This is a genomic window from Nitrosospira sp. Nsp18, from assembly GCF_900103145.1.
Lineage (GTDB): Bacteria > Pseudomonadota > Gammaproteobacteria > Burkholderiales > Nitrosomonadaceae > Nitrosospira.
The window spans coordinates 43,411-56,000 of sequence record NZ_FMWY01000003.1 but is presented as its reverse complement, the minus strand read 5'-3'; the positions used below and the strand labels follow the sequence as shown (position 1 = coordinate 56,000).

At 55.4% G+C, this 12,590-nt stretch carries 13 protein-coding genes; 1 reads left to right on the top strand and 12 read right to left on the bottom strand.

Annotated elements, in window-relative coordinates:
- Positions 1-483: 483 nt before the first annotated feature.
- From fliQ to fliF, 12 genes are all read right to left on the bottom strand, one after another.
- Positions 484-753: a flagellar biosynthesis protein FliQ gene (fliQ, locus tag BLS94_RS02075; RefSeq protein WP_025039698.1), complete on the bottom strand. Its 270-nt coding sequence runs from the start codon at positions 751-753 to the stop codon at positions 484-486.
- Positions 754-886: 133 nt separating this feature from the next.
- On the bottom strand, positions 887-1,663 hold the full coding sequence (gene fliP / locus BLS94_RS02070) for a flagellar type III secretion system pore protein FliP (RefSeq protein WP_090957639.1): 777 nt from the start codon (positions 1,661-1,663) through the stop codon (positions 887-889).
- Positions 1,653-2,240 (bottom strand): flagellar biosynthetic protein FliO, encoded by a 588-nt coding sequence (gene fliO / locus BLS94_RS02065; protein WP_256325243.1) that lies wholly within the window; start codon positions 2,238-2,240, stop codon positions 1,653-1,655. Before fliO ends, fliP begins: the two co-directional genes overlap by 11 nt.
- A gap of 23 nt (positions 2,241-2,263) precedes the next feature.
- On the bottom strand, positions 2,264-2,659 hold the full coding sequence (fliN, locus tag BLS94_RS02060; RefSeq protein WP_072767093.1) for a flagellar motor switch protein FliN: 396 nt from the start codon (positions 2,657-2,659) through the stop codon (positions 2,264-2,266).
- 56 nt (positions 2,660-2,715) lie between these two features.
- Positions 2,716-3,693 (bottom strand): flagellar motor switch protein FliM, encoded by a 978-nt coding sequence (fliM, locus tag BLS94_RS02055; protein WP_090957559.1) that lies wholly within the window; start codon positions 3,691-3,693, stop codon positions 2,716-2,718.
- Positions 3,694-3,700: 7 nt separating this feature from the next.
- A complete protein-coding gene (gene fliL, locus BLS94_RS02050; RefSeq protein WP_090957558.1) occupies positions 3,701-4,204 on the bottom strand; it encodes a flagellar basal body-associated protein FliL in 504 nt (167 codons plus the stop codon).
- Between the two features lie 359 nt (positions 4,205-4,563).
- The gene (locus BLS94_RS02045) at positions 4,564-6,021 is read right to left on the bottom strand and encodes a flagellar hook-length control protein FliK (protein WP_090957557.1); all 1,458 of its coding nucleotides are present in this window, start codon (positions 6,019-6,021) and stop codon (positions 4,564-4,566) included.
- Between the two features lie 48 nt (positions 6,022-6,069).
- The gene (gene fliJ, locus BLS94_RS02040) at positions 6,070-6,519 is read right to left on the bottom strand and encodes a flagellar export protein FliJ (protein ID WP_072767017.1); all 450 of its coding nucleotides are present in this window, start codon (positions 6,517-6,519) and stop codon (positions 6,070-6,072) included.
- Positions 6,520-6,597: 78 nt separating this feature from the next.
- Complete coding sequence (gene fliI, locus BLS94_RS02035; RefSeq protein WP_176767764.1) at positions 6,598-7,959, bottom strand: flagellar protein export ATPase FliI; 1,362 nt, start codon at positions 7,957-7,959, stop codon at positions 6,598-6,600.
- Positions 7,960-8,141: 182 nt separating this feature from the next.
- Complete coding sequence (locus BLS94_RS02030) at positions 8,142-8,837, bottom strand: flagellar assembly protein FliH (protein ID WP_256325242.1); 696 nt, start codon at positions 8,835-8,837, stop codon at positions 8,142-8,144.
- A 333-nt stretch (positions 8,838-9,170) separates the two neighbouring features.
- Positions 9,171-10,169, bottom strand: coding sequence for a flagellar motor switch protein FliG (gene fliG / locus BLS94_RS02025; RefSeq protein ID WP_090957555.1), 999 nt, complete (start codon positions 10,167-10,169; stop codon positions 9,171-9,173).
- Positions 10,162-11,850, bottom strand: a complete 1,689-nt coding sequence (fliF, locus tag BLS94_RS02020) for a flagellar basal-body MS-ring/collar protein FliF (protein WP_090957554.1) — start codon at positions 11,848-11,850, stop codon at positions 10,162-10,164. The genes fliG and fliF overlap by 8 nt, the downstream gene beginning before the upstream one ends.
- Before the next feature lie 287 nt (positions 11,851-12,137).
- Between fliF and fliE the strand changes: the two genes are divergently transcribed.
- Positions 12,138-12,536, top strand: coding sequence for a flagellar hook-basal body complex protein FliE (gene fliE / locus BLS94_RS02015; RefSeq protein ID WP_371130202.1), 399 nt, complete (start codon positions 12,138-12,140; stop codon positions 12,534-12,536).
- The last annotated feature ends 54 nt before the right edge of the window (positions 12,537-12,590 follow it).

The following is a 12,590-nucleotide window of genomic DNA, read 5'->3' as shown; positions in this document are numbered from 1 at the left end:
TTTAAGGACTTTTAAATAACGGCACTTCTATAAGATCTGGCCGTAATAGCGTGTTATTCAAGAAATTTTATCGCTATATCAAGATCATGCGGTGAGCCGAATTTCTTTCGCGTCTTGTCTTACTTTGACCTTCAAATTTATAGAAGCATCCTAACGTTTCTGATTGTGTCAGCGAGCCGATGGTTGTGTGGATGATCCGGCTTTGCGACGTAACCGGTAGCCTTCCGTCGAACCGACTCAGCTGTTTGCGTTCTCCACCTTTCCTGTGTACCCCACCGCTCGTAAAATCAGCATGGGGCGTAGGGCGTCAATAAGCGAAGCGCATTGCGCCGCATGGGAGCTTCCCTCAATTACCCAGTCATTTCAATCACCGTCCTACACCATTCGCTCCGGCGAACAATATGACTCATACCCCTCGTCGGCATGCGGCGCAATGCGCTTCGCTTATTGACGCCCTACAAGCTTCAGGTCAGATGTAGATTGCTAGCTTACTAAAGCTGGAATTCCCTCAAATACCTGCCGCATATAATCGAGCATCACCGAGAGCATCCACGGCCCAGCCAGTACCAGAGCCGTAAATAGGGCCACGAGCTTGGGAATGAAGGATAAGGTCATCTCGTTGATCTGGGTGGCGGCCTGGAAGATGCTTACCAGCAGGCCGGTCGCCAGAGCAACCAGTAATAGCGGGGCAGAAATCATCAGTGTTACCTCCATGGCCTTCTGGCCCAGAGTCATTACGCTTTCGGGGGTCATGGTTTCATCCTTAAAAGTCGATATGGTGCTAACTGGTAATGGCTGCCACAAACATTTCTGCTCGATTCATTTCTCCCTGATCGGAGAAAATTTCAAAACCGGTTACCTGCCAACCGTTAAATGATTCTCAACGTCATTGGTAGAAGCTCTCCGCAAGCGAGCCGATCAGCATGTGCCAGCCGTCGACCAGCACGAACAACATAATCTTGAATGGCAATGCCACAAGGGCGGGCGATACCATCATCATGCCCATGGACATGAGTACCGACGCCACAACCATATCGATAATAAGAAAAGGAATAAACACCGCAAAGCCGATCTGGAAGGCGGTTTTCAGTTCGCTTGTGACAAAGGCCGGGACGAGTACGCGCAATGGTACGTCTTCGGGGCCGTTCAGTTGCTCGACGCCGGAGAGCTTGACGAACAGCGCAAGATCCGCCTCCCGCGTCTGCTTCATCATGAACGCTTTGAGCGGTGCAGCGCCTCTGTCCAATGCCTCCGACATTGTTATCTTATTGCTGGTGTAAGGTTCGTAGGCATTTTCGTAAATTTTGTCGAAAACCGGCCCCATGACGAAAAAAGTAAGAAATAGCGCAAGCCCGACGAGCACCTGGTTTGGCGGCGAAGACTGCGTGCCGAGTGCCTGGCGCAGCAGCGAGAGTACGATGATGATACGGGTAAAGCCGGTCATCATCAGCAGTGCCGCTGGCAGAAAGGTGAGCGATGTCAGCAGCAGCAGGGTTTGCAGGCTTAGTGAATAGTTTTGCCCGCCGCCCAGAGCCGGCGTGCTGGTGAACGCGGGCAAACCGGGATTCTGCGCCAGCGCAAGCAAGGGTGCGGCCAGTAGTACTGTTCCGAGCGCGACCCCAAGCACGATGCGTGTCCAGGACGGAAAACTGCTATTTGCCATGCCGTTCACCATCGCGCTTCGCCATTGTCTTCCTGAACCAGGCAGAAAAATGGTGATCCGTGCTGGCGCCGCCGACGGTATCAGCAGTGCCGGTGGTAATCTCGCCCTTGGGCATGCTATGCAATGCTGTGACATGCCCTGGTGCAACGCCTATCACCAGCCAGGTATCGGCGACTTCCACCAGCACAACCCGCTCGCGCTGACCGACAGCCGAGCCGCCTATAACCTTGATACCGCCCCCGGACCTCTGCTGGAGCCCGCCAAAGCGCTTCAATAACCATGCGGAACCCGCCATTACAGCGAGCACCAATCCTAGACCGAGTATGACCTGGAGCATGCTTCCGCCGGAGGCGGCACTACCCGTTGTATCTGATGCTACCGTTTGTGCCATGGTAGTCACTGGCAATGTATACAATATCAATGACAGCGGAGCCAGAAAAGGTATTGATCCGGCCGGAAAACCTTTGGGGTGGCGCGCGACGTCATCGCGATATGATGAGTTTATAAAACATGCGCTCTTGCCTGAGAAATGCGCAAATGTGCTGTTGCGAATGCCGCCGATCTTCATCTCATCCATACCTGAATTCGTCGCCTTCAAACTTAGCGGTTTAATTTGCGGATCCGCTCGCTCGGCGTGATGATATCGGTCAAACGAATGCCAAATTTTTCGTTGACCACTACAACCTCGCCTTGGGCGATCAAATAACCATTGACCAGCACGTCCATCGGCTCCCCTGCCAGGCCGTCGAGTTCTACGACCGAGCCTTGTGCCAGTTGGAGCAGATTCTTGATAGCGATTTTGGTACGCCCCAATTGCACAGTGAGTTGAACGGGGATATCCATGATCATGTCGATGTCGTTGTGAATCTGCATCTTCTGACCGGGGGTAAACTGCTCGAAAATTGGAGCTGGGGCGCCCTCCGCCACCGCCGCTGCAGCAGTTTCCTGCTCGGTAATTCTTGATTCGGAATTGACTTGTTTTGCCTGCACGTTCATCTCCTCGGATTTATTCGTAAAGGGCCGCCTGGACAGATCGCGGCGTTCATCTGAGTTCATTCGTTGCTCGCGGAGCCAAGCATTTTTTCCATGCGCAGCGCGTACCTGCCGTTGGAAATGCCATAACGGCATTCCATTACCGGTACGCTGTCGACGCTGGCGGTGACAAATTCGGGGATATCCAGCGGAATCACATCACCCACCTGCATATTGAGTATTTGATCAAGGGTAACGTGCACATGCGCCAGATCCACCAGCATCGTTACCTCAGCCGATTGCACCTGTTTTGACAGACGGCCAACCCACCGCTTGTCGACCTCCAGCGCCTCACCCTGCATGCTGCTCGAAAGCAGGTCACGTATCGGCTCGAGAATGGAGTATGGGATGCAAATATGCATCTCTCCCACGATGGTGCCGAAGTTGACCTCGAACGTAGTGGCGACAACCACTTCATTAGGTGTCGCCACGTTGGCAAACTGCGTATTTGTCTCGGCGCGCACATATTCGAACTCGATTGGATATACTGGATGCCATGACTTTCCGTAGCTGTCGAATACCAGATTGAGCAAGCGCTGGATGATGCGCTGCTCGGTTTGGGTGAAGTCGCGTCCCTCTGCCGCGGGAAGAAGGCGGCCATCACCGCCGAACAGGTTGTCAACCACCAGAAATACCAGGGTGGGATCGAATACGAATAGCGATGTGCCGCGTAGCGGCTTGACGTGCACGAGGTTCAGATTGCTTGGGACCACCAGGTTGCGCACGAATTCGCTGAATTTGATGACCCGGACCGGACCTGCGGTGACGTTTGCGCTCCGGCGCATGAAATTGAACAGGCCAAGCCGTAAAAGCCGGGCGAAACGCTCGTTGATAATTTCAAGCGTGGGCATGCGCCCGCGCACGATACGCTCTTGGGTCGCCAGGTTATAGGGACGGAAACCTGAAGGGCGAGCCTCCTGCTGAGTTTCACCCGCCCCGCCTCTGATCCCTTTGAGTAGCGCGTCCACTTCTTCCCGCGAGAGAAAGTCGTTACTCATGAGGCATTCACTGGATCACGAAAGAAGTAAAAAGCACGCTTTCGACGATTTCTTTGGAGTGCCCTTCACTGAACGGCTGATTGATCTCCGCGAGCAATTCGGCGGCAAGCTCCTTTTTGCCGTCGGTAGCAATAATCTGTGAAGCAGCCTTGCTGGAAAGGAGCAGCAAAATGCGGTTGCGCACCTCCGGCATATGCAGCTTGATCAATCCTACCGCTTCGACATTTTCAACCTTCAAGGTCAGATTGGTCTGAAGGTGCTGCTCGCTGTGCTCGGGCTGCAGATTGACGGTAAACGTATCCAAGCTGACGAATACGGGCGGCTTCTTCACAGGAGTTGCTCCGTCCTGCACCTGGCGAAAATACCACGCCGCGCCGCCGGCGCCGGCGCCAAGCAGCAGTACGGCCGAAACAATTACCAGGATCAACTTGCTGCTTTTGGACTTTTGCTTCGGGTCAACGACAGCGGACTCGCGATATTCCCTTTCCTGCTTGTTCAGCCTGCTTGCCATGATTCGTCCTGTTCCAAAATGGAAATACCATTATCACGTTAGTAACCCTGCGACAACACGGCGAACAGAAGGAGAAAAACCGGCCATCTCGGAATTTGATCTATGAGACCGAATCAGCCGGGGATTGAACCTGAATCCGGCCGTTCAACTACCGGATTCAACTGAAGGAACGACGAAAATAAGGCGCAAAATTCCCCGCTTTTGGGATTTGGTTTTCAGGGAGGGTGTGCTGCAGCCAAAAGCAATTTCAACGCTTGGCAACCTGTCGGATTTGAACTCGCAGCGAAAAAGTAACGCTTTTGCAGCCGATTCCTTTAAATTCGATAGACTGCCAGTTGCGGCTTTTGCATTTTTGCAAGCTAAGCGAAAGTATCCACCAGGCTGCTTACGCCGGAACGAACAGGGTTTGCGCCCGCCTCTATCCCCGGCACGGTCATTTGACTGTTGCCCTTACCGTATCGTGCGCCAGAATGATTTTGCTGTTCGGACTCTGCCTGTTGCCGGGTAGAATCGGCACTCACGGTCGTGTTGCTCAGATTGATCCCACTGTCCGCCATCATTTCCTTGAGCCGGGGAAGCGCGGCTTCCAGCGCTTGCCGAACATCAGCCTGTTGCGAAATGAACATCGCGCTGACCTGGTCATCGGAGATGGATAAGACGACTTGCAAGGGGCCCAGATCGGGTGGGTTGAGGCTCAGCTCCGCAATCTGCTGCTGATTGGAAACCATCCAGAGGACTTTCTGACCCAGCGCATTATCCCAGCCAACAGCACCGAGGCGGGGTTCCAGCCCAGGCGCGGCGTGAACAGGAGTGCCTGCCGCGGCCGCTGAAGCTGAAGCAGCCGTTATGGAACCGCGCTCAGGTATGGCTGCACCCACCCCTACCCCCGCCCCCGCTTCTACCTGTGTGGCGGACAAATTGTGCTGTGCAACGTCGAGCATGGATTTTTCGAGTTGCTGGCTTTCGTCGGCCAACCTGAATTTCGGCGAGCCGAACTCCAGTTGCGGCGAAATGCCCTGTCTTGCATCCTTGGACGGCTTGATCGGGGCGTCATCGTTAGTAACGAAAGTGTTGGTAACGAAAGTTTTATCCGGATTGACCGGATCGCTAATACCGCCCTGCCCCGCTCCGGATGCTATCCGCGCGGCTACGCCAGCCGCGACGCTAGTTAATGCGTCAGGTGATAATTTTGCATTTTGGGACGCGCCCGCATCGGCGGCGGCCATGGCCGCCATCGTGCCGATGCCTGTGCCGATATCTGCGCCAGTGTTGTTTGGGATTCCGGCCGAGCGTGCTATAACCGGGCTAAACTGCGAAGCCGCCAAACCTGCATGCTGCGCCGCCGCAGTGGCGAGCTCGGCCGGGGACATGCTGGCCAGGATATCGGCGGGATCACTGCCCTGGGTATCGGCCAGGACATCGGCTCGGACATCGATTCCGGCATCGGTTCGGGAACCTGGCGTGCGAGCGCCGGGCAGGCCGGCCAATATTTCCGTCATATTCATGGGCTGAAGCGCCACGGCAGCCACAATCACATTACCTTCCTTTTCCTCTGTATCTTTCTTTATTTCTGCATTTCGCGCTTCCATCTCCCCGATACTGATGACCTTGCCATCGCGATCTTTGCCTGGAGCTGTCTTCTCGTCGCGTAGCTCAGCCTCGGAGCGGTCCTTGCCGCTTATTTCATGTGCAAGCACTTCGCCAAAACTAGCAGCGGCTGCTTGACCGGCCTCCTGTGCATCAGTAGCGGGAGCGGAATTTTTGAGCTGAGACACCGGGGATGAAGGCGTATTGTGGAGCGCGGACAAGGTCAGCATAATATTGGTCCCGATATTTTTCTATGGTGATGGTTAAGAAGGAAGCCATTAGCGCGATGGATTCTGCCGGGCGGCGGCGTTGACCGTATGCTCGTCGGTTTCACGCTGCTCGCGCTTTGTGGCACGCAGCAATTCCGCGCGAGCCTGGCGTTGCGCGAGCGTGTCATAAGAATTGAAAGTGCGCTTGGCCGACTGCCACGCAACTTTGCCTGCTGCGACGCGTTGCTGCGCCGAGGCCAGGGTCTCGCGCTGTTGGGTGATTGCCGCGTCGAGCTTGTCTATAAACTCCTGGTAGTTGCGCCAGTCGGATGCCGTCAGCCCTTGCCGCATCGACACCTGAAAGCGAGCAGAGTAGTCATCCCGATATTGCAGCAGCAACTGGAGCTTGGCTTCTACCTGCACACCTTGTTTGCAAAGCATCCCCAGGCGTTTTGCCGCATCATCCGTGCGTGTCTGCGCCAGTTCGATCAATGTATCCAAAGCAGATGGTTTTGCCATTTTCTTCTTTTCGGGTCAGAGGATTGGTCAGGGTCAAGCTTGGTCTGATTCAGTCAGGTCAGACCAAGCTTGACCAGGTCAGGTTGGCCGCGGCTGTTCGCCGAGCAGCACGCCCAGTTTAGCGGCACTGTCCGCATAATCCGCGCGCTCGAACATGCCTTGCTGAAGGAACGCTTCCAGTTGGGGATATAGCGTGATCGCGCGGTCCAGCATCGGGTCGCTCCCGGACGAGTAGGCTCCTACACTGATCAGATCGCGTGAACGCTGATAACGGGAATAGAGCTGCTTGAAGCCACGTACCTGTTCGAAATATTGCGGCGAAATCAATCCGGTCATGGCCCGGCTGATCGAAGCTTCTATATCGATGGCGGGATAATGACCTGCTTCCGCAAGATGGCGCGACAGCACGATATGCCCGTCGAGGATGGCGCGGGCTGCATCCGCGATGGGGTCCTGCTGGTCGTCCCCTTCGGTCAACACGGTGTAGAACGCGGTAATCGAACCTCCTCCCTTGATGCCGTTGCCGGCCCGTTCCACCAGTTGCGGCAATCGGGCGAACACGGAGGGCGGATAACCTTTCGTGGCGGGCGGCTCTCCAATTGCCAGCGCTATTTCTCGCTGCGCCATGGCATAGCGCGTGAGCGAATCCATGATCAGCAGGACATTCTTGCCCTGATCACGAAAATATTCGGCGATGGATGTGGCATAGGATGCGCCCTGCAATCGCATCAACGGCCAGGTATCGGCCGGGGCGGCCACTACCACTGAGCGGGCCAGCCCTTCCGGACCAAGGATTTGTTCGATAAATTCCTTGACCTCGCGGCCTCGCTCACCGATCAGCCCCACCACAATCACATCGGCGCTGGTGTAGCGCGCCATCATGCCGAGCAGGACGCTCTTGCCCACCCCGGAACCGGCAAACAGGCCCATGCGCTGGCCGCGTCCAACAGTAAGCAGCGCATTGATGGCGCGTACTCCGACATCCAGAGTCTGATTTATCGGATCCCGATCGAGCGGATTGAGCGGTTTGTTGACGAGCGGCGCGCCATGCTCCGCCTGCAGCGGTCCCAAACCATCCAGCGGCCGTCCGGCGCCGTCCAGCACGCGCCCCAGTAGCCCGTTTCCCACCGGGAAACGCTTGAGTCGGTCGGAAGCGCGACGTCGTGGTTGGCCAGCGTCATCCAGCACCGGCAATGCGCCTGTGTTGCTCCAGGGGATCACCTTCGCGCCGGGTGTCAGGCCAAACACATCGGTGTTGGGCATCAGATAAAGCCGGTCGCCTTGAAAGCCTACTACCTCCGCCTCTACCCTGTTGCCATTGGGCGTCAGCACAGTGCAGCCGCTTCCCACTGCAAGCTTGAGCCCTACTGCTTCCATTACCAGTCCCGTAACCCGAGTAAGACTACCGGAAACCTGGAAGGGCTGAGCGTTGACGGCCATATCACCGCAGCTCTTGAGAAACTTGCACCACTGGTCTGTGTGAGGTTCTGTGTGAGAGGAAGCTTGCATGGGTTTGTCCTGAAATCTGCCTAACGAACTACCAAAAAGTGAAGGTCAAGCGTTCCATCAGTTCCAGCAAGTCATCACCTGGCTGAAAAATGAGTGGTAAACCGTGGCTCGGGTTACTCCAGCCAACTGCTGCTTTGCCCCAGCGTTTGAACCATGCGCTGCCAACGCGTCGCCAGGGTGGCGTCGATCTGGCCACTGACCGTCTTGATCCGGCAACTGCCGCGGTCCAGGCTGGAATCAACGCAAACCGTGCAATCGTTGAGTTCGTGGTGCAGATGTTCGCGCACCAGCGCGGCATCATCCGGATGCAAGAATAGTTGTACCGGTTGACTGAACGCGGCATCATTTTGCAGGCAATCGCGCACCACCCCAAGCATGAGCTCCGGTTTCACCTTCAAGCCTTCACGCAGCATTTGCTTGGCGAGGCACAGGGCCAGAGTGAGCAAGTTGTCAGAGACAGCCTGATCGGCATTCGTTAATTCACGCTGGAAATCATGCAGCAGCGCCTGCAATTTGCCGACCTCCGCTGCGCCTTGCGCACGGGCGGCCTGATAGCCAGCCTCTTGGCCAGCGTTGAAGCCGGCTTCATATCCAGCCGTGTAGCCTTCCTGCCGTGCTTGCTGATGAATCTGTTCGATCTGCTCGACCGTAGGCAGGATCAATGCCGTGTTGGAATTATCCGCACTCTCGTGCTGTCCTTCGCAAGGCTCGGGCACCGATACCCCCGCAGGTTCGAAAGTATCCATTTCCCAACGCTGATAGGCAGCGAGAGGCTCCTTATGAATAATCCGGCTGGCCATGGTCGTCATTCGTCCTTTTTCTCACCTTATCTATGCGGCGGGCGCGGAAGCGAAAGCGGCGCGCAGTTATTGCTACAGGATAAATTCGAAATACACCAGCGCTCGCTCATTGCGTATTTGGTAGCTAAAAAGTTTCAGTAGGCAGGTATTGCAAGATCTGATGAGATTCCGTTTGTTTATCTGGCAGCCTGTTGGACTTAAATGAAATCGGCTGCCAACGCGTCTGGCCGGTTCATATTTCGCCTTTTTTCAACCAATAGAATAACTATTGGCCTTCAAAATCCACAGAATCTGCCTTCACCCGTCACTTTTTCGCTGCGATTCTTTAAGTCCCACAGGCTCCTAGATATAACTTTCTTCTTTCTTGCTGCCGAATACGATCCGGCCTTCGTCGGAAAGCCGGCGAACAACCTGTAATATTTGCTTCTGCTGGGCTTCTACCTCACTCACCCTCACCGGACCCATGACCTCCAAGTCTTCACGCAGCGTTTCGGAAGCCCTGTTTGACATGTTTCTGAATATCTTTTCGCGAAGTTCCTCGGCTGCGCCTTTCAGCGCGATGACGAGCGACCCGGAATCGGTCTCACGCAGCACAAGTTGAATGCCACGGTCGTCTATGTCCATCAGGTTCTCGAAGACAATCATCTGGTCCATTATTTTTTGCGCCAGATCCTCATCGAACTCGCGTAAATTGCCAAGCACGGAAGTCTCGGCTGCGCTACCCATGAAATTGATAATTTCGGCTGCCGTCCGGATTCCCCCTACAGGGCTTTTGTTGATATTTTCGCTGCCGGAGAGCAGGTCGGTCAGCACATCGTTGAGCTCGCGCAAGGCGTAGGGTTGAATGCCCTCGAGCGTGGCGATACGGAGCAGTACGTCATTACGCAGTTGCTCGGTAAGCTGGCCCAGAATATCGCTTGCCTGATTGCGATCCAGATGCACCAGGATGGTGGCGATGATTTGTGGATGCTCGCCCTTGATCAGCTCCGCCACTGATTGCGAATCGATCCATTTGAGCCCCTCGATACCGCTGGTATCGTTGCCTTCCAGAATACGGCTGATGATGTCCGTGGACTTGTCCTCGCCCAACGCCCTTTCGAGTACCGCGCGGGTATAACTTTCCGAGTCGAGATCCATGAGAAGGTTTTCCCCATGGGCGCGACTACAGAAATCGCTGAGTACGGCATTGATCTGCTCCTGGCTCAGGTTCTTGACTTTTGCCATTGCGATGCCCAGCTTCTGCACCTCGAGGGGGTTCAGATGCTTGAGTACCTTCACCGCCTCGTCCTCGCCCAGCGATAGAAGCAGGATCGCGCCTTTGCTGATGCCCTCCTCATTCATTGCCTGTCACCCACTGTTTGACAATGCCCGCCACCAGCTTCGGGTCATCCCTGGCCAATTGCCGGGCAAGCGCCAGGTTTTGCTCATAACCGGAGAATCGCGGCGCGGTAGTCAGAGCCGGCGCAGGTTGCGCGGTTTTATCCTCGTCATTCTCGGTGGAATCGGTCAGCAAGGGGGGCGGCGGCTGATTCGCGCGCTTCAGCATCGGCCGCAATACGCCCAGTACCAGATACAGAATCAGCGCCCCGATCAGCAAATTCTTTCCGGTCTGCTGCGCAAGGTCAATCATTTCCGGCTGTTTCCAGAGCGGCAACTCGGGCAGAACATCCTGCTCGATGTCCGTAAAGGGACTGTTGACCACATTTAGCGTGTCGCCACGCTCATTGCTGAAGCCCATGGCTTCCTTCACCAGATCCGTGATCTGTATCTTCTGAGCATCGCTCAACGGTTTGCTGCTGACTACTCCATTCTGATCCGTCACCTTGCTGTGGTTGACGACCACCGCAACGGACAGACGTTTTATGCCGCCCACCGGTCTGCGCACATGCTGGATCCTCTTGTCCACCTCATAATTGATGGTGGCGTCCTTGCGTGTGTTGGTACTCGTTTGCACGGGAGGCGTTACAGGTTGCGTCGCACCGGTTGTCGGCGTCTGGCTGAGGGGCGAGCCCGGCGGTGTAGTGATCGGAGCCGTTGCCGGCATGGGAGGCTGATTGGAAAGGGCGCCCGGGACGCCGCCCTCCTGGGCCGTCCCATTGGCTGATTCCGAGGTCTGCTGGCTGCGCACCGTGGAGCTGCCCGGGTCCTGGTTGGGTTTATAAATCTCATCCATTTGCTCGGAGTGAGCGAAATCGACATCGGCCGTAACCTGGGCCCGCACGTTTTCCTTTCCCACGATGGGCGCGATGATGCCTTCTATACGTTTGGTATAGTTCTGCTCCAACGCCAGCAAATACTTCAGTTGGTTGGGGTTCAAGCCGGTGCCGGTGTCCGATTCGTCGGTTTTGCTCAACAAATTGCCCTGCTGGTCTACGATGGTGACATTACTGACAGGCAGGTTTGGGACGCTGCTGGAAACCAGGTGTATGATTGCGTTTACCTGCTGCTGGTCGAGCACGCGGCCGGGGTAGAGATTTACCAGGACCGAGGCGCTCGGTTTTTGCTGTTCACGCATGAACACGGATTGCTTGCCGATGGCCAGATGGACCCGCGCGCTATCGATTGCTGCCACTGCCTGGATCGAGCGGGCAAGCTCGCCTTCCAGTGCACGCTGGAAGTTGACCTGTTCAAGAAACTGGCTGGTGCCGAACTTCTGGTTTTCCATCAGCTCGAAACCAACCAGGCCGCCCTTGGGCAACCCCTGTGCCGCGAGTTTGAGGCGGACGTCGTGAACCTGGTTGGCAGGCACGAGAATCGCTCCACCTCCATCGGCAAACTTATGCGGTACATTCATTTGCTGCAGGGATGCAATGATAGCCCCGCCGTCACGGTCGGATACATTGCTGAACAGCACCTTGTAGTCGGGAACCTGGCTCCACATCCAGCCGCCTGCCAGCAATGCGACAATGGCCGAGACAGCCAGCATCAGGCCCATCTTCTGCTGACTGGACATCCGCGCCAAAAAACCCTGCACGAAAGTCTGAATTCCGCCTGGTGCAGTGGCTTCAGCAGCTACCGCCATGGTGTCTCCCGTGATCGATATGAATAGAATGGATTTTTTTATTGTTCGTCATATAAGCCCAACAAGCATTCGACATAAATCTGCCGGCTGTGGCGAGGTAATGAACTCACCAGGAAGTTGAGGATAAGCGATACAGGAAATCTTTATGGTCCATGGTTGCTGAGTTTAAAAATGTGCGGTCGACTGCCGGATTTGGGTTTAAGCGAATTCGAGCATTATCAACATGCACGCAGGTTTCAAAACAAGGAATAGAAGCGGCTTTTACAGCCTTTTCAGGGAACGGATTCGTGGCTGAGCCGTGTATCGTGCATGCTTTCCAAAGCAACGCAAGAAACGGGGATCAGATGGATGTATCGAAAATAGACGCAATGCTCGCCCAGTTGCAAAGCGGTGCTGCGCTCGCGGCGGGAAAACCGGCATCGGCTATATCCAATGGTCGCGGGGCCGGCGGTGAAGGTATGGGGGTTGATTTCACCACCGTATTCAGGAAATCCCTGGATCAGGTCAATAACGTCCAGCAGCATGCGGCTAAGCTTGCGCGAGATTTCGAGCTGGGCGCGCCTGATGCCAATCTTACCGAGGCAATGATATCGATGCAGAAGGCCTCCATCTCATTCCAGTATACCCTGCAAGTCCGCAACAAAATGGTATCGGCGTATCAAGATATCATGAACATGCCGGTATAAATTTCAACTTCGGCTATCAGCCTGTCGGACTCGAAGGATCACAGCGAAATATGA

Bases quoted from the DNA above. Each gene is read 5' to 3' on its own strand.
- fliQ (WP_025039698.1), bottom strand. From the start codon at position 753: ATGACCCCCGAAAGCGTAATGACTCTGGGCCAGAAGGCCATGGAGGTA.
- fliP (WP_090957639.1), bottom strand. From the start codon at position 1,663: ATGGCAAATAGCAGTTTTCCGTCCTGGACACGCATCGTGCTTGGGGTC.
- fliO (WP_256325243.1), bottom strand. From the start codon at position 2,240: ATGGATGAGATGAAGATCGGCGGCATTCGCAACAGCACATTTGCGCAT.
- fliN (WP_072767093.1), bottom strand. From the start codon at position 2,659: ATGAACGTGCAGGCAAAACAAGTCAATTCCGAATCAAGAATTACCGAG.
- fliM (WP_090957559.1), bottom strand. From the start codon at position 3,693: ATGAGTAACGACTTTCTCTCGCGGGAAGAAGTGGACGCGCTACTCAAA.
- fliL (WP_090957558.1), bottom strand. From the start codon at position 4,204: ATGGCAAGCAGGCTGAACAAGCAGGAAAGGGAATATCGCGAGTCCGCT.
- BLS94_RS02045 (WP_090957557.1), bottom strand. From the start codon at position 6,021: ATGCTGACCTTGTCCGCGCTCCACAATACGCCTTCATCCCCGGTGTCT.
- fliJ (WP_072767017.1), bottom strand. From the start codon at position 6,519: ATGGCAAAACCATCTGCTTTGGATACATTGATCGAACTGGCGCAGACA.
- fliI (WP_176767764.1), bottom strand. From the start codon at position 7,959: ATGGCCGTCAACGCTCAGCCCTTCCAGGTTTCCGGTAGTCTTACTCGG.
- BLS94_RS02030 (WP_256325242.1), bottom strand. From the start codon at position 8,837: ATGACGACCATGGCCAGCCGGATTATTCATAAGGAGCCTCTCGCTGCC.
- fliG (WP_090957555.1), bottom strand. From the start codon at position 10,169: ATGAATGAGGAGGGCATCAGCAAAGGCGCGATCCTGCTTCTATCGCTG.
- fliF (WP_090957554.1), bottom strand. From the start codon at position 11,850: ATGGCGGTAGCTGCTGAAGCCACTGCACCAGGCGGAATTCAGACTTTC.